Annotated in this window: 17 protein-coding genes and 1 tRNA gene; 5 read left to right on the plus strand and 13 right to left on the minus strand. The window is 62.9% G+C overall.

Going from position 1 to position 22,770, the window contains the following annotated elements; genetic code table 11:
• Nucleotides 1–70 precede the first annotated feature (70 nt).
• Nucleotides 71–2,179 carry a M3 family metallopeptidase gene (locus ACZ9H4_RS21405; protein WP_408143978.1) on the plus strand — a complete coding sequence of 703 codons (2,109 nt, stop codon included), beginning with the start codon at nucleotides 71–73 and terminating at the stop codon, nucleotides 2,177–2,179.
• 157 nt (nucleotides 2,180–2,336) lie between these two features.
• On the opposite strand, the gene ACZ9H4_RS21410 is transcribed toward ACZ9H4_RS21405, so the two are convergent.
• Nucleotides 2,337–3,629, minus strand: a complete 1,293-nt coding sequence (locus ACZ9H4_RS21410) for an amidohydrolase family protein (protein WP_408324199.1) — start codon at nucleotides 3,627–3,629, stop codon at nucleotides 2,337–2,339.
• Nucleotides 3,630–3,845: 216 nt separating this feature from the next.
• Here ACZ9H4_RS21410 and ACZ9H4_RS21415 point away from each other — a divergent pair, with 216 nt between their 5' ends.
• Nucleotides 3,846–4,544 carry an aspartate/glutamate racemase family protein gene (locus ACZ9H4_RS21415; RefSeq protein WP_476120711.1) on the plus strand — a complete coding sequence of 233 codons (699 nt, stop codon included), beginning with the start codon at nucleotides 3,846–3,848 and terminating at the stop codon, nucleotides 4,542–4,544.
• 577 nt (nucleotides 4,545–5,121) lie between these two features.
• Here ACZ9H4_RS21415 and dctA read toward each other — a convergent pair.
• Together dctA and ACZ9H4_RS21425 are read right to left on the minus strand one after the other, a co-directional pair.
• On the minus strand, nucleotides 5,122–6,477 hold the full coding sequence (gene dctA / locus ACZ9H4_RS21420) for a C4-dicarboxylate transporter DctA (protein ID WP_476120713.1): 1,356 nt from the start codon (nucleotides 6,475–6,477) through the stop codon (nucleotides 5,122–5,124).
• A 164-nt stretch (nucleotides 6,478–6,641) separates the two neighbouring features.
• A complete protein-coding gene (locus ACZ9H4_RS21425; RefSeq protein WP_408143971.1) occupies nucleotides 6,642–7,808 on the minus strand; it encodes a mandelate racemase/muconate lactonizing enzyme family protein in 1,167 nt (388 codons plus the stop codon).
• 130 nt (nucleotides 7,809–7,938) lie between these two features.
• Between ACZ9H4_RS21425 and ACZ9H4_RS21430 the strand changes: the two genes are divergently transcribed.
• On the plus strand, nucleotides 7,939–8,898 hold the full coding sequence (locus ACZ9H4_RS21430) for a LysR family transcriptional regulator (RefSeq protein ID WP_408143969.1): 960 nt from the start codon (nucleotides 7,939–7,941) through the stop codon (nucleotides 8,896–8,898).
• A gap of 473 nt (nucleotides 8,899–9,371) precedes the next feature.
• On the opposite strand, the gene ACZ9H4_RS21435 is transcribed toward ACZ9H4_RS21430, so the two are convergent.
• Together ACZ9H4_RS21435 and ACZ9H4_RS21440 are read right to left on the minus strand one after the other, a co-directional pair.
• A tRNA-Met gene (locus tag ACZ9H4_RS21435) sits at nucleotides 9,372–9,448 on the minus strand.
• Between the two features lie 104 nt (nucleotides 9,449–9,552).
• The gene (locus tag ACZ9H4_RS21440) at nucleotides 9,553–9,840 is read right to left on the minus strand and encodes a hypothetical protein (RefSeq protein ID WP_121317276.1); all 288 of its coding nucleotides are present in this window, start codon (nucleotides 9,838–9,840) and stop codon (nucleotides 9,553–9,555) included.
• Nucleotides 9,841–10,132: 292 nt separating this feature from the next.
• Here ACZ9H4_RS21440 and xth point away from each other — a divergent pair, with 292 nt between their 5' ends.
• Nucleotides 10,133–10,909, plus strand: coding sequence for an exodeoxyribonuclease III (gene xth, locus ACZ9H4_RS21445; RefSeq protein WP_408143967.1), 777 nt, complete (start codon nucleotides 10,133–10,135; stop codon nucleotides 10,907–10,909).
• 62 nt (nucleotides 10,910–10,971) lie between these two features.
• On the opposite strand, the gene ACZ9H4_RS21450 is transcribed toward xth, so the two are convergent.
• From ACZ9H4_RS21450 to glnA, 4 genes are all read right to left on the minus strand, one after another.
• Entirely contained in the window at nucleotides 10,972–13,128 is a 2,157-nt protein-coding gene (locus ACZ9H4_RS21450) for a prolyl oligopeptidase family serine peptidase (protein ID WP_476120717.1), read from the minus strand.
• 139 nt (nucleotides 13,129–13,267) lie between these two features.
• Nucleotides 13,268–14,785, minus strand: coding sequence for a nitrogen regulation protein NR(I) (gene ntrC / locus ACZ9H4_RS21455; RefSeq protein WP_476120719.1), 1,518 nt, complete (start codon nucleotides 14,783–14,785; stop codon nucleotides 13,268–13,270).
• Between the two features lie 35 nt (nucleotides 14,786–14,820).
• Nucleotides 14,821–15,963: a nitrogen regulation protein NR(II) gene (gene glnL / locus ACZ9H4_RS21460; RefSeq protein WP_408143961.1), complete on the minus strand. Its 1,143-nt coding sequence runs from the start codon at nucleotides 15,961–15,963 to the stop codon at nucleotides 14,821–14,823.
• A 200-nt stretch (nucleotides 15,964–16,163) separates the two neighbouring features.
• Complete coding sequence (gene glnA / locus ACZ9H4_RS21465) at nucleotides 16,164–17,579, minus strand: type I glutamate--ammonia ligase (protein WP_408143959.1); 1,416 nt, start codon at nucleotides 17,577–17,579, stop codon at nucleotides 16,164–16,166.
• Nucleotides 17,580–18,018: 439 nt separating this feature from the next.
• On the opposite strand from glnA, the gene ACZ9H4_RS21470 reads away from it, so the two are divergent.
• Nucleotides 18,019–18,483: a rhodanese-like domain-containing protein gene (locus ACZ9H4_RS21470; protein ID WP_408143955.1), complete on the plus strand. Its 465-nt coding sequence runs from the start codon at nucleotides 18,019–18,021 to the stop codon at nucleotides 18,481–18,483.
• A gap of 308 nt (nucleotides 18,484–18,791) precedes the next feature.
• Here ACZ9H4_RS21470 and ACZ9H4_RS21475 read toward each other — a convergent pair whose 3' ends face one another.
• The 4 genes from ACZ9H4_RS21475 to ACZ9H4_RS21490 all read right to left on the minus strand — a co-directional run bounded on the left by ACZ9H4_RS21475 (nucleotide 18,792) and on the right by ACZ9H4_RS21490 (nucleotide 22,715).
• The gene (locus tag ACZ9H4_RS21475) at nucleotides 18,792–19,625 is read right to left on the minus strand and encodes a competence/damage-inducible protein A (protein WP_408156337.1); all 834 of its coding nucleotides are present in this window, start codon (nucleotides 19,623–19,625) and stop codon (nucleotides 18,792–18,794) included.
• A 30-nt stretch (nucleotides 19,626–19,655) separates the two neighbouring features.
• Nucleotides 19,656–20,489: an EI24 domain-containing protein gene (locus ACZ9H4_RS21480; protein WP_408324206.1), complete on the minus strand. Its 834-nt coding sequence runs from the start codon at nucleotides 20,487–20,489 to the stop codon at nucleotides 19,656–19,658.
• A 147-nt stretch (nucleotides 20,490–20,636) separates the two neighbouring features.
• Nucleotides 20,637–21,638: a sterol desaturase family protein gene (locus tag ACZ9H4_RS21485; protein ID WP_476120723.1), complete on the minus strand. Its 1,002-nt coding sequence runs from the start codon at nucleotides 21,636–21,638 to the stop codon at nucleotides 20,637–20,639.
• A 60-nt stretch (nucleotides 21,639–21,698) separates the two neighbouring features.
• Nucleotides 21,699–22,715, minus strand: a complete 1,017-nt coding sequence (locus tag ACZ9H4_RS21490; protein WP_408143947.1) for a YVTN family beta-propeller repeat protein — start codon at nucleotides 22,713–22,715, stop codon at nucleotides 21,699–21,701.
• Between the last annotated feature and the right edge of the window lie 55 nt (nucleotides 22,716–22,770).

Here is a 22,770-nt window from a genome sequence, read left to right on the forward strand (position 1 = left end):
GCCACAGGCGGCCGCGCGCGCCCCGTCGATGCACCGATTACCCGTTCACCCGCGTCAGACAGGAAGCCTCATGTCCACTACTCCCTCGCATCACGACAATCCGCTCCTCGATTTTTCCGACCTGCCGCGCTTTGCCGACATCCGCCCTGAACACGTCACGCCCGCCCTCGATGTGCTGCTCGCCGACGCGGCCGCCGCGGTCGAGCGCGCCGCGCTGCCGGTCACGCCCGCGTCGTGGGCCGATGTGGTCGAGCCGGTCGAACGCGCCACCGAACCGCTGTCGCGCGCGTGGAGCGTGGTCGGCCATCTGAACGCCGTCGCCGATACGCCCGAACTGCGCGCCGTGTACGGCGAAAATCTGCCGCGTGTGACCGAATTCTGGTCGAGCGTCGGACAGAACCTCGCGCTGTACGAGAAGTACAAGGCGCTGAACGCGAGCAGCGATTTCGCGTCGCTGACCGGCGAGCGCAAGAAGATCCTCGGCAACGCGCTGCGCGATTTCCGTCTGTCCGGCGCCGAACTGCCGGAAGACCAGAAGCCGCACTTCGCCGAACTGCAGGAAAAGCAGGCGGGGCTGTCGAAGGCCTTCTCGGACCACGTGCTCGACGCGACCAACGCTTACGCGTACCTCGTCGAAGCGGGCGGGCAAGCGCAACTCGCCGGACTGCCCGAAGACGTGATCGAAGCCGCGAAGGAAGCGGCCGAACGCGAAGGCAAGACCGGCTACAAATTCACGCTGCACTTCCCGTCATATTTCCCGGTGATGCAGTACTCGGAAAATCGTCCGATGCGCGAAGCGATGTACCGCGCGTACGTGACGCGCGCATCCGAGCTCGGCGCGCAATATGGCAACGGCAAGCCTGAGTGGGACAACACATCGGTGCTCGCCGAGCAGTTGAAGCTGCGCGCGGAAGAAGCGCATATGCTCGGCTACGGCAACTTCGCCGAAGTCTCGCTCGCGCCGAAGATGGCCGAATCGCCCGCCCAGGTCATGACGTTCCTCGAAGACCTCGCCACGCGCGCGCGTCCGCATGCGGAACAGGACTGGAAGGAGCTGCGCGAATTCGCCGCGAACGAACTCGGCATGAGCGAGCTGCAACCGTGGGACATGACGTTTGCCGCTGAACGTCTGCGCCAGAAGCGCTATTCGTTCTCCGAGAACGAGGTCAAACAGTACTTCCCCGAAGACGCGGTGTTCAAGGGTCTCTTCAAGGTCACCGAAACGCTGTTCGGCGTGCGCATCCGTCGCGACGAAGCGGCTGTGTGGCATCCGGACGTGCGCTTTTTCCGCGTGGAGAATCAGGACGGTGGTCTGGTCGCACAGTTCTACCTCGACCTGTATGCCCGCGAAGGCAAACGCGGCGGCGCCTGGATGGACGATGCGCGCGGCCGTCACAAGCACTCGCACGGCGGCGTGCAAACGCCGGTCGCGTACCTGACCTGCAATTTCTCAGCGCCCGTCGGCGGCAAACCCGCCTGCTTCACGCACGACGAAGTCATCACGCTGTTCCACGAGTTCGGTCACGGGCTGCATCACATGCTCACGCGCGTCGATGAACTGGGCGTCTCGGGTATCAACGGCGTCGAGTGGGACGCGGTCGAACTGCCGTCGCAATTCATGGAGAACTTCTGCTGGGAGTGGGACGTGCTCAGCGACATGACCTCGCACGTCGAAACAGCGAAGCCGCTGCCGCGCGAGCTGTTCGACAAGATGCTGGCCGCGAAGAACTTCCAGAGCGGTCTGGGCACGCTGCGTCAGATCGTGTTCTCGATGTTCGACATGCAACTGCATACCGGCTTCGACGCGAGCGGCACGAAGAGCGCCACCGAACTCGCGAGCGAGATCAACGAACGCTTTCACGTGGTGCCGCAAGCATCGTTCTCGCGTTGGCCGAACACGTTCAGCCATATTTTCGCGGGCGGCTATGCGGCGGGTTACTACAGCTACAAGTGGGCTGAAGTGCTGTCCGCCGACGCGTACGCCGCGTTCGAAGAAGCGGCGCAAGCCGCGAGCGGCAGCGTGCTCGATCAGACGACCGGCATGCGCTATCGCAAGGAGATTCTGGAGGTGGGCGGCAGCCGTCCGGCGATGGAATCGTTCAAGGCGTTTCGTGGCCGCGAGCCGAATATCGACGCGCTGTTGCGTCATAACGGCATGGCGCCGGGCTCGGTGCATTGACCGGTTGAAGCATCGAGCGGCGTGTTGCTGAGCGCCGTCGATGTCGGTGCCATCAAACAAAGCCGGCGGCCTGCGTGAGCAGGCGCCGGCTTTTTCTTGCGCTAAAGCTTGCGCACGCGCACCACAGACCCTGCCGGCGCGCGCTAGCCGCTACCCGCTAGCCGCGATGCAGCTTGAAGTCCACCTGCGCCGGACGCCCTTCGAGCGACAGCGCCGCCCGCGCAGCAGGCGCGCGGCTCACCACCTTGCCACGGCTCACCACCGCGAGCCGCGCGGCGCGCAGGCGGATCGCCTCGACCGGATCACGCGCGTCGAGCAGCACCAGATTGGCCGCGCATCCCGGCGCGATGCCATAGCCTTCCAGACCGAGAATCCGCGCGGCATTCACCGTGACCGCGTCGAAGCATGCGCGCATGCCGTCGACGCCCGTCATCTGCGCGACGTGCAAGCCCATGTGCGCGACTTCGAGCATGTCGCCCGAACCGAGGCTGTACCACGGGTCCATCACGCAGTCGTGGCCGAACGCGACGTTGATGCCGGCCGCCATCATCTCCGGCACGCGCGTCATGCCGCGCCGCTTCGGATAGGTGTCGCTGCGGCCCTGCAGCGTGATGTTGATGAGCGGATTCGCGATCGCGGCGACGCCCGACTCGCGCATCAACGGCAGGAGCTTGCTGACGTAGTAGTTGTCCATCGAATGCATCGACGTCAGATGCGAGCCGGTGACGCGCCCCTGCAAACCGAGCCGCTGCGTTTCGGCCGCAAGCGTTTCGATGTGGCGCGACATGGGGTCGTCCGATTCGTCGCAATGCATGTCGACGCGCAAGCCCTGCTCCGCCGCGTACTCGCACAGCAGGCGCACGGACTGCGCGCCGTCGGCCATCGTGCGCTCGAAATGCGGAATGCCGCCGACCACGTCGACGCCCATCGCGATCGCCCGCTTGAGGTTCTCGAACGCGCCGGCGCTGCGCAGCACGCCGTCCTGCGGAAACGCCACCAGTTGCAGATCGAGATACGGCGCGACCCGGCGCTTCACTTCGAGCAGGGCCTCGACGGCGAGCAGGCGCGGATCGCACACGTCGACATGGCTGCGGATCGCCAGCAAACCGCGCGCGACGGCCCAGTCGCAATACTGCAACGCGCGCTCGACGAGCGCCGCCTGCGTCAGTTCCGGCTTCAGCTCACCCCACAGCGCAATGCCTTCGAGCAGCGTGCCCGACGCGTTCACGCGCGGCAAGCCGTACGACAGTGTCGCGTCCATGTGGAAATGCGGATCGACGAACGGCGGCGTGACGAGCGAACCCGCCGCATCGATTTCTTCGCCCGCGCTCGCGGCGAGGTTCGCCTCGACGGCGACGATGCGGCCCGCATCGATGCCGATGTCGACCGGGTGCCTGTCCTGTGGCGCGGCGCCTGACGGCAGCATCGCGCGGCGGATGATCAGATCCATATGTCTCTCCCTTTGCCCGCTTCTGACTGGTTACGATTCTATCGGCGACAGAAAAGGTCGTGCGGTGTTTTATCCGGATGCGCGCCCCGGCTTCCGTACCGGCGCGCGGCGCGCAATCCGTACCGGCTGCACGCTTCGCCGCGCGCCTATACTCGGCGTTCAGGACGGTGCATACCGGGCGTTCCGGCAGCCGTCATCCGTTCACGGAGCAGGCAGATGAAAATGATCGGCGTGATTGGTGGGATGAGTTGGGAGTCGTCCACCGAGTATTACAAACTCCTCAACCGTCACGCGAAGATACGGCTCGGCGGTCATCACAACGCGCGCAGTCTGATGCTGACGGTCGACTTCGCGCCGATCGAGGCGAACCAGCGCGCGGGCGACTGGAGCGCGCTCGGTCAGCAGATGGCCGATGCCGCGCGCCAGCTCGAACGCGGCGGCGCCGATCTCGTGATGCTCGCGACCAACACGATGCATCGCGTGTACGAGTCGATCGAGCAGGCGATCACGGTGCCGTTCCTGCATATCGCCGATCCGACCGGCGATGCGCTGCGGGCCGCGGGTATCGAACGGGTTGGCCTGCTCGGCACGCGCTATACGATGGAGCAGACGTTTTACACGGGCCGCCTGCGCGAGCGCTACGGCCTCGAAACGCTCGTTCCCGATGAAGCCGGCCGCGCCGACGTGCACCGCATCATTTACGACGAACTGTGTCACGGCAAGGTGAAGGATGCGTCGCGAGCGGTGTATCAAGGTGTGATCCAATCATTGGCCGAGCGTGGCGCGCAGGCGGTGATTCTCGGCTGTACTGAAATCACGTTGCTGATCAAGCCGGAAGATTCCGCGCTGCCGGTGTTCGATACGACCGCACTGCATGCGCAAGCGGCGGTGGAATGGGCGATTGACACGGAGTGAGTTGAATATCAGGTGAAATAGCCTGCGCATCGGTGACAAGGCCGAGGGTGGGCGCCTGATACCGCTGACGTCTTATGCCTCGTCACGGTTGCAGACGATCAGGGCGTTGCAGTTGATTGCCGGACCATCGCCAGCGGGGCCGACTGGTTGCACGCGGCGAGACCGGAATGCCGCATGAATGCGTGTTCGCCATCAGCCGCGCTGCTGATGACTGGCGGAACTGCGCATCGCGCAAAACTAGCCAATCAATGCGGCGGACCTGCCGCTCCTGTCTCCGCACGGCCAACGTCACGGCCAATCAGGAATTCCAGTCCAGTCCTGAACCTGTATGTTGCGTATCTTGCTACACGTACGCGCATGATTTCCTCATACTCGTACGCGAACGCAAACGCGAACGCGACGCCCGACGAGTAGACCAACGAGAGGTCGCGCTGGTTGATCATCTGCCTCGCCGGGGTGATCGCGAGCTTCCCCGACGTCGGGAGTTCGTGGCAATCCAGAGCTGCCCCGCGAACGTTCGCTTTGTCGGATGGCGTGGTCACGGCGGTGATACGCGTGATGAAATCGACTGCACGACTCAATGCGTGTGGGCCCGGATAGTAGCGTCTTTCGGATGCGCTCGATCCACCAATGCCTCGTCGGTGGACTCCCGTGCGTCAATGCTCGTATTCGTACGGTCGAGCGTCGCTCGGGCCCTGTTCATGTCGATCGCCCCTTCCCATCGTGCTACTACAATCGTCGCCACGCCGTTGCCGATCAGGTTCGTGACTGCACGCGCCTCGTTGAGGAAGCGGTCGACTCCCAGCAGCAGCACCAGCCCGGACACAGGGATTTTGTGCATTGAAGCCAGCGTGGCAGCCAGCGCGACGAATCCGGCCCCCGCCACACCCGCAGATCCCTTGGACGTCAGCAGCAACACGCCGAGCAGCAGCAACTGGTCCCAAAGAGTTAGGTGGATATTCATCGCCTGTGCAATGAACATCGAAGCCATGGTCAGGTAGATCGCCGTGCCATCGGCGTTGAAGGTATAGCCCGTTGGCAACACCATGCCGACCACGGGGCGTGAACACCCCATCTTCTCCATTTTGATCAGCATTTGGGGGAGCACCGCTTCGGTCGACGCCGTGCCGAGGGTGATGAAAATTTCGTCCTTGATGTAGCGGAGATACTTCCACAGCGACAGTCCGCTCATCCGCATCACCAGTCCAAGCACCACGACCACGAAGAAAATCGAAGTCAGATAAAGACACAGCATCAACTGGCCGAATGAGGCCAGCGTGCCGATGCCGTACTTCGCGATGGTGAATGCCATACCGCCAAAAGCGCCAATCGGCGCGACGTACATCACGATTCGCACGACGCCGAACATGCCTTGAAGAGACATATCGAGCATGTCGACGAACGGCGCGGTACGGGGACCCAGCCTGGCGAGCGCGATGGCGAGCAGCAGTGAAAAGAAGATGATGGGTAGGATATCCCCATTCGCGAACGCTCCGACAATGCTGTTCGGAACGATGCTCATGAAGAACTCAAGCATGCCGTGCTGCCGTGCTGCGTGGGTGTAGGCGGCAATCGCGGAACTGTCGATATGCGCGGGGTCGATGTTCATGCCACTGCCCGGCTTGATCACGTTCACGATGATGAGGCCAACAGCAAGCGCAATCGTCGATGCTATTTCGAAGTAGATGACCGCCTTGACGCCGACGCGACCGGCCTCATGAAGATCACTCATGCGAGCGATACCGACGACGACGGAGGCGAAAATGATCGGAGCAAGCAGCATCCGGATCAGTTTGATGAACAGGTCGCCAAGTGGTTTGAGTTGGGAACCGATGTCAGGATAGAAATGGCCGACGAGGACGCCGGCGACAATGCCAATCAGAACCTGTACGTAGAGCCTGGAAAGATATTTTCCGATCTTTGAAACCCGCATGACTGTCTCCTATGCGTGGCATCTTTTAATGAAAGTCAGCTCATGCTCATCGCAGCGGGACATCCCACTGCGGTGAGCACGGACCGCTTTCGCCTGCGTTCCCTTTGTCTATTTTTGTGAACGCTGCGCCGACGCCTGAGTCGGCGCGTTTGCCGGTTGACGGCTTAGGCCGACAGCTTCTGCATCTCGGCAAACAGATCGGCTTTGCCTTCGAAGCCGATACCCGGCAGATCGGGCATGGTGATGTAGCCGTTGTCCACCTTCACGCCGTCGGGGAAGCCGCCATACGGCTGGAACAGGTCGGGATAGGATTCGTTGCCGCCGAGACCCAGGCCGGCCGCGATGTTCAACGACATCTGGTGTCCACCGTGCGGAATGCAGCGGCTCGGCGACCAGCCGTGCTGATGCAGCATGTCGAGCGTGCGCAGATACTCGACGAGGCCGTAGCTCAGTGCGCAGTCGAACTGCAGCCAATCGCGATCCGGACGCATGCCGCCGTAGCGAATCAGGTTGCGGGCGTCCTGCATCGAGAACAGGTCCTCGCCGGTCGCCATCGGTTTGTCGTAGTAGTTGCGCAAGGTCGCCTGCAGTTCGTAGTCGAGCGGATCGCCCGGTTCCTCGTACCAGAACAGGTCGTATTGCGAGAGCGCCTTCGCGTACTGGATCGCCGTGTCGAGATCGAAACGGCCGTTGGCGTCGACGGCCAGCTTCTGCCCGTCGCCGAGTACGCTCAGAATCGAGTCGATGCGGCGCAGGTCTTCGTCGAGCGAGGCCCCGCCGATCTTCTTCTTCACGACCGTATAGCCACGGTCGACATAACTACGCATTTCGTCTTTCAGCTTCCCGTGATCCTGACCCGGGTAGTAATAACCGCCCGCCGCGTACACGAAAATCTTGCGCTCGGGTTGGCCGTTGCCATAGCGATCCGCCAGCAGTTGGAACAGCGGTTTGCCCTCGATCTTTGCCACCGCATCCCAGATCGCCATGTCGATCGTGCCGATCGCGACCGAGCGCTCACCGTGACCGCCGGGCTTCTCGTTGGTGAACATGGTCGCCCAGATCTTGTGCGGATCGAGGTTGTCGCCGGCGTCGTTCACGAGCGCGGCGGGATCGGCTTCGAGGATGCGCGGAATGAAACGCTCGCGCATCAGCTTGCCCTGGCCGTAGCGGCCGTTGGAGTTGAAGCCATAACCCACGATCGGCTTTCCGTCCCGGATGACATCCGTCACCACGGCGACGAGACTCAGCGTCATCTTCCGGAAGTCGATATAGGCATTGCGGATCGGGGAGCTGATCGGAACGGTTTTTTCGCGGATTTCCACGATTCTCATGACAGTGTCTCCTGAGTTTTAGGCACGCATTGCATGCACCTGGCTGCGATGGAAACTAGCTTATCCGCGAATCGAGGCGTTAGAATTCACCTGGATTCATTTCATTTTTTACTTTAGGTGAACAACTGAAGTGGCAACCGACCCGGCATCCGATTTCGCGTTTTTCATCCTCCTCGCCAAGCTCAAAAGCCTGTCGGGAGCGGCGCGCGCGCTCGATCTCACCCCACCGGCCGCCACCAAACGGCTGGGCCTGATCGAACAGAAGCTGGGGGTGCGGCTGGTCAACCGGACGACGAGAAGCGTCAGTCTCACGCCGGAAGGCGAGACCTACCTGCGCTACGCGACGCAAATCGTCGGGCAGGTCCGGCAGATGGAAGACGAGATATCGGGTGCCAGGTCCGACCCTCATGGGCTGTTGCGGATCAATGCGACGCTCGGCTTCGGGCGCACGACCATCGCGCCGCTCGTGTCCGACTTCGCGAAGCGGTTTCCGAATGTCGAAATCCAGTTCGAAGTGACCGACCGACCCATCGATCTGGTCGAGGAGGCATTCGATATGGCGATCCGTTTCGGCGAGCTTCCGGACAGCCGGCTGAGTGCGAGGCGCATCATGAGCAACCGCCGTTTTCTTTGCGCCTCCCCTAAATACCTGGAGCGTTTCGGGACGCCGGCGCGCGTCGAGGACCTCGCCCGCCACCGCTGCATCATTCATCGCCAGAACAACGATGCCTATGGCGTCTGGAGGTACGTGCAGGGCGACCACACCGAGGCACTGAAAGTCAAAGGCGCCCTGTCGAGCAACGATGGCGACATCGTGCTGCGCTGGGCGCTCGACGGGCATGGGATCCTGATTCGTTCCGAATGGGATCTGGCGAAGTATGTTCAGAGCGGCAGGTTAAAACTGGTCCTGCCAGACACGGAATTGCCGTCCGCCGATCTGTTTGTCTACTATTCCAGCCAGCGCAATCAGACCGCGCGCGCGCGAGCATTCATCGATTTCCTGATCGATCATTTTCAGGCTCCGTTCATCCCGGTCGAAACCGGTGCTTTGATCTACGCTCAAAAAAAGCGAGCCGGCCGCAAGGCATAAGTCGTGCATCGCATGCAACGTGACTGTCCGCTATGTATAGTGCTTGCGCATTCGCGAGGCGAAAGATGTTTCGGCATCCGTATGATTGATATCCCGGACCGACTTGTCGTCAAAGGCTGCCTGCGCTTCTTCAATCCTGCCTCCGGTATGACTGCCTGATGCAAGTCTCGCGGGAACGCCCTGCTTTTGCACTTCTTTCGGGGGTTCGGCGCGTCTCGGTTTCCCGCGCCCCTGCAAGGACTCGCGACAAGCGATTCAGCAAAGGGGCTGAGAAAGGCACATCGCGCGCGTGCTGTCGTTCGGTTACGAAGTCGGCAGGTAGCAAGGCAAGAGCGACAGTGTGAAGCCGTCAGAAGCCACAAAACAAAAAGCCCGCTAGCGCGGGCTTCTGTCACAACGGATTTGCCAGATTTCTGAGTGCTTTTTCGCTTACTGCCTAAGCACCTGAAATCTTGCAAAGCCTTGTAATGCTTTGGTTGCGGGGACAGGATTTGAACCTGTGACCTTCGGGTTATGAGCCCGACGAGCTGCCAGACTGCTCCACCCCGCGTCAGAGAAAAAAGATTATATCTGGCAGATCACAATACGTCAAACCATTGTGCGAATTATTCCGCGAACGATCGCATACGCAGAGGCACTCGTTCGTGAAGCGCGTCAAAGATCCTGGACCGTCGCGCCTTCCACCTTGCCATCGATGATGTCCGCGCCGTACTGACTCGCGCTGCGTTTGGCCACGCCGAAATCCGCGATCGTGGCGGGCAGCACGAGGCGAAACACGCGGCTCGCTTTCGAGCCGCTGATCGCACCCGGACGACATACGCGCACCGCGACGTCGTAGCCCTCGGCGTGCCGCTTGTGGCCGTCGAATTTGTCGAACGCCCGCGAAAACACCAGCGGGTGCACTTCGAAGTCCTTATAAAGGGCGGGGTAAAGTTCGGCCATGATGACTCTCCGACTCGCAATCGTGCGAAAGTGTGTGGTCCCACTATACGCCGCGACATCCCGCCATCGCGCTTTTATTTTTGCAGCGCCGCGCGGGCAATTTTCACCGGCCCCGCTCTCGCGCGATAAGATGCGGGACTACTGGAATCGCCTGCGGAATCAAGCGCGACGTCAGCCGCGCGATGAGTCGAATAGCCGTCGTCCGCGCGACACGCGGCAAACCTGAGCGCTCGAGTAAAACGAGGGGTCGAGGCCCCCGCGAAACCTTGCCCCGCAAGAATGTGAGAATGTCATGAAAATCGCCACCTGGAACGTCAACTCTCTTAAAGTCCGCCAGCAGCACGTGATCGACTGGCTCGAAACCAGCGGCACCGACGTGCTGTGTCTCCAGGAACTGAAGCTGCCCGACGAGAAATTCCCGCGCGCCGAACTCACCGAGAAAGGCTACCGGAGCTGGTATGCCGGACAGAAAACCTATAACGGTGTCGGCATTCTGGTGCGCGACGGGCTGGACGTCGACGAAAGCAGCATCGTGCGCAACATCCCGGGCTTCGAAGATCCGCAGCAACGCGTGATCGCGGCCACCATCGAAGGCGTGCGCATCATCTCGGCGTACTTCCCGAACGGCCAGGCGCCGGGCACCGACAAGTTCGCGTACAAACTGCGCTGGCTCGCGGCGCTGCACGACTGGATCGCAAGCGAAATGGCGCTGCATCCGAAGCTCGCGCTGCTCGGCGATTACAACATCGCGCCCGAAGATCGCGACGTGCACGATCCGAAAGCATGGGAAGGCCAGAACCTCGTTTCGCCGGAAGAACGCGCCGCGTTCGTGCGGCTGATCGGACTCGGCCTGCTCGATGCGTTCCGCCAGTTCGAACAGCCGGAGAAGATCTACTCGTGGTGGGACTACCGGATGATGGCGTTCCGCCGCAATGCGGGGCTGCGCATCGACCACATCCTGCTGTCGAAGCCGCTGGCCGACGCATGCTCGGCGTGCGACATCGACAAGGTGCCGCGCAAATGGGAACAGCCGTCCGATCACGCGCCGGTCTTCGCGCTGCTCGGCTGAGCCACCGATTCGACGACGGTGCGACGCGTCGCTAACGCCTCGCACCACGCGCAGCGTGCGCCCTAGACCGCCGCGTCGGCCTGCGCGGAGCCGCCCACGCCCAGCACGCTCCACAGGAATTCGAAGACCATCGCGTCATGCTCGGCCTGCTCCAGTTCATCGGAGCCCCCGTGCCCGCCTTCCGTGTTCTCCCGATACCAGACATTGTCCGCGAGAGGCGCGCCGAGCGCCTGCATGCGCGCGGCCATCTTGCGCGCGTGGCCGGGATGCACGCGATCGTCGGCGGTCGAAGTGGTGAACAGCACGGGCGGATACGCGACACCCGCCGACACGCGGTGATACGGCGAGTAAGCGGCCAGCACACGCGCTTCATCGGGTTCGTCCGGGTCGCCGTATTCGTCGATCCACGACGCGCCCGCGTGCAGCAGGTGATAGCGGCTCATATCGAGCAAAGGTACTTCGCACACGACCGCGCCAAACAACTCGGGACGCTGCACCATGCATGCCGCCACCAGCAAACCGCCGTTGCTGCCGCCCTGAATGCCGAGCTGCGCGGCACTCGTCACGCCGGTGTCGATGAGCGCTTCGGCGACCGCAATGAAGTCGTCGAATGCGCGCTGGCGCTCCTCGCCCTGCGCCGCCGTGTGCCAGCGCGTGCCGAACTCGCCGCCGCCGCGAATATGCGCGACCACATACACGCCGCCGCGCTCCAGCCAACCGATGCCCTGCCCGGTCAGATAGCTCGGCAGAAGCGGAATCGCGAAGCCGCCGTAGCCGCTCAACAGGCAGGGGCGCGGTTCATGCGACGGGTCGAACGATTGCGCGGCGCGCGGCCCGATCACCGTATACGGCACCCGCGTGCCGTCCGCCGACACCGCATGCCCGCGCGTGACGGCGAAGCGCGTCGCGTCGAACTGGGTCGGCCAGCGGTCGATCAATTCCCACTCGCTCAGATTCTCCCGCGCGAGGTCGGCCAGCCAGTACGCAGGCGGCTGCAGATAGTCATCGGTATCGACGAACACTTCGTTGTTCAGCGTCGGCTCGACAGGCGACACGTCGGCCTGTGCGTCGGCATGTGCTGGAAAGAGGCGCTGCTGCCAATGCCATGCGTGATCCGCGTCTTGCGACGGTGTCCACAGCAAGGTCTTGTTCTGCACGTCGTCGAGGTACGACACGATCAGGTGATTGCGCGTATGCGTCCACTCGCAGGCCGAGGTCAGCGGCGTCGGCATGAATAGCGGCAGCACGTCGCGCTCGCCGCGCAGAAACACGTCCTCGCGGATCGCCAGCAACGCGCCGCCCGGATAATGTGCGCCATCGCTATCCCAGTCGAGGCGCGGTTCGAGCAGCAGCCAGCCTTGCCAGCCTCCCACCGCGACGTGCGCGGGCACGTCGTACTGACGCCACGCGTCGATGGCGCCATCAGCACCCTCGGCGCTATCGAGGTAATACGTGTGCGAGTCGAAAAAATCGACGCTGCTCACCACGGTATGGCGGCGCTCCACCGGATCGTAGTGCGCCTCCACGCCGATGTCGCCGAACGCGCCCCTGAACACCACCGGCGCGTCGGCGAGCGCGGTGCCGCGCGTCCAGCGCCGCACGTCGCGCGGATAGCCGGAGCGCGTCAGCGTCTTGCGGCCGTTGTCCCAGCCGACGTACAGCGTGTCCCGATCGATCCACGACGCCGTGTGCTTGCCCGCCTTCGCGATCACGAAGCCGTCGTCGACGAAACGCTGCGCCTCGATGTCGAACTCGCGCACCACCTGCGCGTCCGATCCGCCCGGCGACATCGTGATCAACGCGCGATCGCCGTCCGGATAAAGAATGTCGAGTTCGACGCACACCCACGGCGTGCCTTCAGCGGCGCCGAGCGCGTCGAAATCGAGCAGGTTCTGCCAGACCGGCGCGCCGCTGCGCCATGCCGCCCACGTCGTGCGCCGCCAGATGCCCTTCGGATTGCGCTCGTCCTGCCACAGATCGTAAGCCCAGTCTTTCCACCGATCGGGAATCACTGGACGCTCACGCGGCAGATACGCATCGGCAAGCCGCTGCCTGAGCGACTCGAATTGCGCGCCGCTACACCATGCAGCGCGCGTGCGGGTGTTCTGCTGTTCGACCCACGCGAGCGCAGCGGGGTCGTCGAGTGCTTCGAGCGACAGGAACGGATCGGGGGAAAGCGGCCAGGAGAAGGAAGCGGGAGAGTTCAGAGGAGCGGGCATCGTCGGCTGTCGAATGAAAACAGCGTTGATTATGCCTTGCGGGAACCCGCGGCCCGGATAACGGGCGATATCGGGCTTGCGCCGCAACGGCAGGCCGAGGCGGCTCGCGCCCCGCCCCGCCGCTGCAACGACGCCTTGCTCAGGGCTCGAGATTGAGTTCCTGAATCTTGCGCGTAATGGTATTGCGACCGATGCCCAGGCGCTCCGCCGCCTCGACCTTGCGCCCGCGCGTGAAGTCGAGCGCTTCGCGAATCACCGCCGCTTCGAAACGGCGTGCGAGTTCGTCCATCACGTCTGCCGAGTTTTCGCGCAAGAGCCGCGCGACTTCGGTGCGCAAGCCGCCTTCCCACGCGCTCACCGCGGTCGCGACCGGCGTGCCCACCGCGCCGGCCGGATGCGCCGCGGCGCTCGCGCCGTTGACCGGCGCACTGCCGGCGAAGCCCTCGTCGCCCGTCCCTGCCCCAGCCGCCACGCCGCCGGTGAGATCGCTCACGCCGGCTTGTGCGGGACCGAGGTCAGGCGGCAAGTCCTTGATCTCGATAGTCTGCGCGGGCGCCATCACCGTGAGCCAGTTGGCGAGATTCTCCAACTGCCGCACGTTGCCCGGAAACGGCAGCGACGCGAGATAGGCGAGCGCTTCTTCCGACACGCGCTTCGATTCGACACCGAGATCGCGCGCGCTCTTCTGCAGGAAGTGCCGCGTGAGCAGCGGAATGTCCTCGCTGCGTTCGCGCAATGCGGGCAAGCGCAGGCGAATCACGTTGAGCCGGTGATACAAGTCCTCGCGGAACAGGCCTTGACGTACGCGCGATTCGAGATTCTGGTGCGTCGCCGCGATCACGCGCACATTGGCGCGCAACGGGTTGTGACCGCCGACGCGATAGAACTGCCCGTCCGACAGCACCCGCAACAGACGCGTTTGCAGATCGAAGGGCATATCGCCGATTTCGTCGAGAAACAGCGTGCCGTTCTCGGCCTGTTCGAAACGTCCCTGGCGCATCGCCTGCGCCCCGGTGAACGCGCCGCGCTCATGGCCGAACAGTTCGGATTCCAGCAGATCCTTTGGAATCGCGGCGGTGTTCAGCGCGATGAACGGACCGTTCGCGCGTGGGCTATGTCGGTGCAACGCACGCGCGACCAGTTCCTTCCCGGTGCCTGATTCGCCGGTAATGAGCACGGTGGCCGCGGAATGCGACAGGCGGCCGATCGCGCGAAACATGTCCTGCATCGCCGGCGCCTGGCCGAGCATTTCGGGCGCTTCGGCGACGCGCTCGTCCCACGGCTGTTCGCCGCGCATGCTTTCGTCGACGGCGCGGCGGATCAGTTCGACCGCCTTGTCCACGTCGAACGGTTTGGCGAGATACTCGAACGCCCCGCCCTGGAACGCGGCAACCGCGCTATCGAGATCCGAGAACGCCGTCATGATGATGACGGGCAGGCCCGGCACCTTGTCGCGTACGGTTTGCAGCAATTCGAGGCCGGAGCCGCCCGGCATCCTGATGTCGGACACCAGCACCTGCGGGCTGTCGTGATCGAGCGCGGTCGAGGCCTCACGGACGTTCGCGAAGCTGCGAGTCGCGAAGTTTTCGCGGGCGAGCGCTTTTTCGAGCACCCAGCGAATCGATTGATCGTCGTCTACTATCCAGATCGGCTTCATATGGGTCGGTCAGAAGTCTTGAAATGCGTGTGGGGTTAGCAGTCGAGCGGCAGCAAAATCTGAAACTCGGTGTGGCCCGGCCGGCTTTCCACTTCGATCAGACCGTCGTGCTGTTGCACGAACGTCTGCGCGAGCGTCAGACCGAGACCACTGCCGTCCTCGCGCCCCGACACGAGCGGATAGAAAATGCGGTCACGGATTTCCTCGGGAATGCCTGGGCCGTTATCGATGATATGCAAGTCCAGTGCCAGCTTACATAAGCGTTTCGAGATCGTGATCTTGCGCGCGATGCGGGTGCGCAATTCGATCCGCGCATCGCCTTGCGAAATACGTTCGCGCAGTGCTTCGGCCGCATTGCGCACGATGTTCAGGAGCGCCTGGATCAGTTGCTCCTTGTCGCCGCGCAGGTCGGGCACGCTCACGTCGTAGTCGCGCTCGATGGTGAGGCCGCGCGGAAACTCCGCGAGAATCACCTGGCGCACGCGCTCGCACACTTCGTGAATGTTCACGTCGCCGACGATGTGCGGATGACGGTGCGGTTCCAGCAAGCGGTCGACCAGCGTTTGCAGCCGGTCCGACTCCTTGATGATCACCTGCGTGTACTCGCGCAATTCGTCGCGCTGACGCTCGCCGAGTTCGAACTCGAGCAGTTGCGCCGCGCCGCGAATCCCGCCGAGCGGATTCTTGATTTCGTGCGCGAGATTGCGGATCAGTTGCTTGTTGACCGCGGTGAGGTCGTTGATGCGTTCTTCACGATCGGTACGCAGATGCCGCTCGTTCTCGAACAGTTCGAGCAGCACGTAGTCCTGCGCGCTCTCCAGGAAGCCGACGATCGCATGCACATGCAGCGGTTCATGACCGGGGCGCTCGAGCACGGCGTCCAGATGCGTCGCGTGAAAACGGTGCGCGGCGATCGCGGTGATGGTCGCGACCAGTTCGTCCGCATTCGAGAAGATGTCCGGCCACGTCATCTGCGTCAGCTGCCTGCGCGACATTTCCAGCATCGACTCCGCCGACGGGTTCGCGAACGCGACGCGCAGCGTTCGCTTGTCGAGCACCAGCACGACGGTCGGCAGCGTCTCGAAGCCCGGCAGCAAACCGGAGCTCACGAGTTGCGCATCGTCCGAGAGCGACTGCTCGTGCCCTTTCCTTGCCTTGATCAGATTCTTGAGAACCATCTTGCAGTCTGGCCGGTAGGAGATGGTGAAAAATCAGGTATGCCGCTTTTGTGTTGCTCACTACCCGAGCAACGCAAAAGCGACTCGCGAAAATGATGCGCGGCCTAACGAAAAAGGGACGGCGCCGCCGTCCCTTCGTGACCGATCGCGAGCGTCGGGCAAAGCGCTTCGCCGGGTGAAGGGCGAAGCGCCATGGCCGCTTACAGCGAGTAGTACATTTCGAATTCGATCGGGTGCACCGACTGACGATAGCGTTGCAGCTCGCCCGTCTTCAGTTCGATGTACGCGTCGAGCATCGAGTCCGTGAACACGCCACCGCGCGTCAGGAATTCGCGGTCCGCGTCGAGCGAGTCCAGCGCCTGGTCGAGGCCGGCGCACACGGTCGGGATCTTTGCATCCTCTTCCGGCGGCAGGTCGTACAGGTTCTTGTCGGCGGCTTCGCCCGGGTGAATCTTGTTCTGCACGCCGTCCAGACCCGCCATCATCAGCGCGGAGAAGCACAGGTACGGATTCGCCAGCGGATCCGGGAAACGCGTTTCGATACGACGGCCCTTCGGGTTCGACACGTGCGGAATACGGATCGACGCCGAACGGTTGCGTGCCGAGTAGGCCAGCTTGACCGGTGCTTCGAAGTGCGGCACGAGACGCTTGTACGAGTTCGTACCCGGGTTCGTGATCGCGTTCAGCGCGCGGGCATGCTTGATGATGCCGCCGATGTAGAACAGCGCGAATTCCGACAGACCTGCGTAGCCGTTGCCTGCGAACAGGTTCTGGCCGTCCTTCCAGATCGACTGGTGAACGTGCATGCCCGAGCCGTTGTCGCCGACGACCGGCTTCGGCATGAACGTCGCCGTCTTGCCATACGTGTGCGCGACGTTGTGGATGATGTACTTCATCTGCTGCAGCCAGTCAGCGCGTTGCACCAGCGTCGAGAACTTCGTGCCGATTTCGTTCTGGCCCTGGCCCGCGACTTCGTGGTGGTGCACTTCGACCGGAATGCCGATCTGTTCGAGCAACAGGCACATTTCCGAACGGATGTCCTGGAACGTGTCGACCGGAGCGACCGGGAAGTAGCCGCCCTTCGTGCCCGGACGGTGGCCGGTGTTGCCGCCTTCGAATTCCTTCGCCGACGACCACGGTGCTTCTTCCGAACCGATCTTGATGAAGCAGCCCGACTGGTCCGTGCTCCACTGGACCGAATCGAAAATGAAGAATTCCGGTTCCGGACCGAAGAAGGCGGTGTCGCCCAGGCCCGTGCTCTTCAGGTACGCTTCAGCGCGCTTCGCGAGCGAGCGCGGGTCGCGCTCATAGCCCTTGCCGTCAGCCGGTTCGACGACGTCGCAGGTCAGCACGAGGGTCGATTCTTCGTAGAACGGGTCGATGAACGCCGTGTTCGCGTCCGGGACCAGCAACATGTCCGATGCTTCGATGCCCTTCCAGCCGGCAATCGACGAACCGTCAAACGCATGGCCGCTTTCGAACTTGTCTTCATCGAATGCCGACACCGGCACCGAAACGTGTTGCTCTTTGCCGCGCGTGTCGGTGAAACGGAAGTCGACAAACTTGACGTCCTCGTCTTTGACGAGTTGAACGACGTCGGCCACGGATTTACTCATAACCTATCTCCTGATTAACGAATTCGGCGGATTCAGCCGCCGCCCAATCTAGCTGACCCGTCCCGGCGCGTCCACCCTCAAACGCCACGAATGAACAGAAAAACTTGCCGGGCCAAATCGATCGGCACCAGTAAAGCAGCTTCTGTGCCATGTATGCGCCAAGGCGGCGCAAATCGATACTGCGCGCGCGGTGACGGGGAATAGACGCACCGACCGGCATGCAGCCCTGATATTGGCGCACAGGCTATCGCACCATATTAGTGCGTTCGATATCCTGAAACCCTTTGATATCCTTATTTTGGTGCATTCCGGCAAAAATGCACCGTAATTGCGCGCGCAATTTTAGGTAGCCAGCACTCCAACCCGTCCGGCCGGCGGCGCGTGCGTCGCGCTCGCCGCGCGCTAGAATGATCATTTGGTCCGAAGGAGACTGGCGCTCATGAGCACGCTCGAACAGCTGTACGCCCAGGCGGATACCCGCCGCACCGAGAACCAACTGCCCTACGCTGGCGCGGTATCGCCCGCCGAGGCGTTCGAACTGCTGCAACTCGATCCGAGCACGCGTCTCGTCGACGTGCGCACCCGTGCCGAACTCGATTGGGTCGGCCGGCCGGTCATCGGCGACGGGCAATACACGCACGTGGAATGGACGCGCTACCCGGGCGCGGTGCCGAATCAGGAATTCATTGCGCAACTGAACCAGGTCGCGTCGCACGATACGCCGGTACTGTTTCTGTGCCGCAGCGCCGCGCGCTCGAAGCTCGCCGCGATTGCCGCGACGCAAGCCGGCTTCACGAAAGCGTACGACCTGCTGGAAGGCTTCGAAGGCGACAAGGACAGCCAGGGGCATCGGAAGACGGTCTCGGGCTGGTGCTTTCGCGGATTGCCGTGGATCGGCGCGTAATGATGGAGCGGGGATGGAGCGGGTCGGCGAAGAAGCGGGCGGCGCCAGCTTGCGGCTTGACTGGGACTGGCTGCCGCCGGCCGCTTCCGTTGAGCAGCAGGCACGCGGCGTCTTCACGTGATCAACCATCAGGTCGGCCACCGTGTCATCACGGACACATCGTCGGCGCTTAATGTGTCAGGCCGATGATGTGAGCCGGCCTCGATCGAATCAGCCGGCCGCGCACACGCCGGCTGCCTGGTAAGGCCGAGTAACCGCTGCGGCGCGGGCAGCCTCGAACCGCAGCCCCGCCCGCCACATGCCGTGCCTCAGCCGCGCGGCTTCGCCGCCGGAATCGACTCGGGCTCGACGATATCGCCGCCCAACAGGTGCACGCCCTCGCGCAGCTTCACGAACGCAGCCGCCACGGCTTCCGGCTCGCCCTTCACGCCCAGGTCGATATGATGGCGCGCATATACGCCGCCGCGTTCCGCATCGCCGACGCTCGGCAGGCTGAACACTCGCACGCCCGGAAAATCGCTTTCGATTTTTTCCATCAGGGGCGTAATGCGCGATTCCGGCAGTTCGAACACCAGCAACGACTTTTCCGCATGCGGCGTCGCGTGGTGCAGGTGCGCGTACTGCGTATCCAGCACCCACTCGATCATCGGCCACGCCATGACCGGGAAGCCCGGCACGAAATGATGATGCCTGATCGAGAAGCCGGGAATCTTGTTGTAGCCGTTCGGAATGATCGACGCGCCCTGGGGATACGTGCCCATATTCAGCCGATGCTGGTTTTCCGGCGAGTCCAGATCGAGCGGCGCCGCCGCGTTCACCGGATACATGTCGCGGATGCGCTCCTGAATCAGCTTCGCGGCTTCCGGATGCAGTTCCAGCGGTACGCCGAGCGCGGCCGCCGCGCATTGGCGCGTGTGGTCGTCCGGCGTGGCGCCGATGCCGCCCGTGGAGAACACGATGTCGCCCGTGGCGAACGTGCGCCGCAGCGTCGCCGTGATGCGCTCGGGGTCGTCGCCGATGTACTCCGCCCAGCCGAGCGACAGACCGCGCGCGCCCAGCAACTCGATGACCTTCGGCAGATGCTTGTCGACACGCCTGCCCGACAGGATTTCATCGCCGATGATGATGACGCCAAATGCCATTGCCGCCTCTTTTTGCTTGATCAATACCAGTCAATAAGGAACCGGCGCCGTCTGACGCACGCCGCCATGCTCTTCCGTGCGCATGCGTTGCAGCGCGCGCAAACAGTAATAGCCGAACCACAACGCCGAAAACACGAGGATGAACGCGTAGATCCAGATCGTCATCGCGGTGATCACCGGGAACAGCACGATCAGCCAGACCGACGACGCCCACAGCAGCGTCGGCAGCGACCCCAGCAAGCCGCTCGCGATGCCGATCAACAGCAGCGGCAACCGGAACCGGCGCACCAGTGCGCGCCGCTCGTCGCGCGTCGCGTGCAATGCGAGCGCATCGTAGCTCATCACGCGATAGGTCAGCCAGCCCCACAACAGCGGCGGAATCAGTGCGAAGAACGGCGGTACGAGCCACAGCGGCAACGTAACGATCAGCAGCAGCAGACACACCAGCGTGGTCCACAACGCCTGGCCGAGGCTACCGTACCATGTTCCGCCGCGCCGCATTTCCAGAGCCGGAAACTGGCGCGCGGACAGGAAACGGATCACCGCGGGCATCGACAGCGTGGCGATCAGCAGCAACACCGTGACGACGATCAGCGGAATCGCCATCGCAATCACGATGAACGGCGCGATTGCCGCATGCAGCGCCGAAAAGCCGAGCCAGTCGAACAGACGATAAAGCGTGACCGTAAACGACCAGTTATCGAGCCAGAGCCGGGTGCCGCCGACCAGCGTCTGCCAGAAAAACCAGAGGATCACGCCCCAACCGACCGTAGCCGCGAGAAACGGCTTGAAGGTCAGCCAGAGCATGCGCGGGTGGAGCGCGCTGGCAAGCGCGCGCCCGAACGAGCGCAACAGATCATTCATGCGAGCCTGTGTCGGTGAGCGAAACGGAGGAATCAGGCGAAGCGCCCGGCGCACCGGCCAGCGGGCCGCGAACGCGTGCGCAAACGTGCACAGGATAAACCACGGGAAGCGCGGCCGGGGAAACCGGCGGCATGCGGGAAAGGCGGCTCAGACAGCGGCTGCGTCGTTGCGTTCACCCGGGCGACGTTTCGACGTCAGCCTGGCGGCGATGCGTACGAACGCAAGCCAGTGCTGCGCCCAGAAACCGTCGCCATAGCGGCGGCCTTCGAGTTGATCGCTGATGCCGGTCGGCTCCATCTCGCGGCTCCAGGAGACGCTGCGGAATAGCATGTCCCACCACGGAAACAGCACGCCGAAATTGCAGCCGTACTGCAGCCCCGCGTGAGCGTAACCGATGGCGTGATGACGGCGATGGAACGTCGGGCTGACCAGCAGCCGCTCGCCGAGCCAGCCGAAGTACAGACGGATGTTCGCGTGCTGCACGCTTTGCGCGAGGTTCGTGATCGCGACCAGCACGACGAACTGCGACGGCGGCACGCCGATCACCAGCGCGATCACCGCGAAGAACGATGCCTGCAGCAGATCGTCGAGCAGATGGTTGCGGTCGTCGGACCACAGCGACATCTGCTGCTGGCTGTGATGCACCGCGTGCAGTTCCCACCACACGCCGATCCGGTGTTCCCAGCGGTGATACCAGTAGCCCGCGAAATCGAGCACCAGCAGGTACATCACGAACGTGACGAGCGGCTGCGTAGTGACGCCGGGCCACAGATTGTCGAATTCGATATTCGAAATATTGTGCAGTCGCAGCCACCCCTGCACGTTGTCGAAAAACGGCTGCAACGCGAAGAAAAAGAACAGGTTCAGGATGCCGAGCTTGGCGATCCACGTGTACAGCACGTCGATGCGCACCGCCTTGCGGCTCTCCCACTGCTCCACCGGACGCAGCGCTTCGAGCGGGCGCAGGATCGCGTACATCGCCAGCACCTCGAGCACGCCCACGATCACCCAGTACAGGCTGTCGTAGGTGTCCTCGTCGTAGTCCATCAGGTCGAAGCGGAACAGCAGCGGCTGCACCACGTCGACATACAGCAGCGTCTGCACGGCTGACACGAAGCTGTCGAGCGAAGAAAAAATCAGATGGAACATGATGCTGGCCTGGTTACCTCATCCGTCGTGACTCGCGTTGCGTGCGGCATGGCGCCGGCTTTATGCGCCGTTCGGCGCCGTCACCGGCGCGCGATTGAAGAAATAGATGCCGTGCGGCGAACGGCCCACCGCGATCGTCTGGATCAGCTTGCGCGTGCTCAGGTCGATGATGCCGATATGCTTCGCGAAGCGGAACGTCACCCATAGATAGCGTTTGTCGGCCGAGAGTTCCATGTCGTCCGGCCCCGGCATCAAACCGGTGATATCGCCGACGTTGGTGAGCGTGTCCTCGTCGATGATGCTGATCGTGCTCGCCACGCGGTTCGACACCGCGACGTGCTTGCCGTCGGCCAGCGAACGGAAATTATGCGCGCCCTTGCCCGTCGGGATGGTCTTGACGACCTTCTGGTTGCGCCAGTCGACCACCGCGACGTAATCCGCGCCGGTCATGCCGACCAGCAGATACTTCTCGCCCGGTGTCATCCACAGGCCCGCCGGCACCTTGCCCACCTTCATCTTCCACTTCACGGTTTGCGTAGGCAAGTCGATCGCGGCCAGTTCGCCCGACACCTGCAGCGTGACGAACACCGTCTTGCTGTCGTTCGTGAATGCCATGTGGCTCGGCATGACCGCGAGCGGCAGACGCGAGGCCAGCGTCATCTGGTTCTTCTGGTCGTAGTGATAGATGTCGAGACGGTCCAGACGCAGACCGGTGGTGACGAGCCACTTGCGGTCGGGCGAAAAACCGATCTGATACGGATCTTCGATGTTCTCGACCCAGCGCTGCACCTGACCCGACTTCGGATCGACGAACATCAGATTGTTCGACACCGAGTTGGCGACGATCAGCGATGAATTGTCCGGCGTGGCCATCAGGTGATGCGGCTCCTTGCCCGTCGGCACCGTGCCGATGACCTGGCGGGTGGTCTCGTCGATCAGGCTCAGCGTGGCTTCACCGGAATTGAGCACGATCACGTTGTTCGCGTGAGCCGCGGGAGAAAAAAAGCCTGCGGCGGCGACCAGCGCCGCGCTTGCGGCGAAGGTGGCAGTCAAGCCGGGAAGAAAAAATTTACGCATGAAAACTCACTTCGGAGAACAACGGTCATTGTAGAACGTTTGCCGGCGTCAGCGG

It is taken from the genome of Paraburkholderia sp. TE9906 (genome assembly GCF_056279605.1).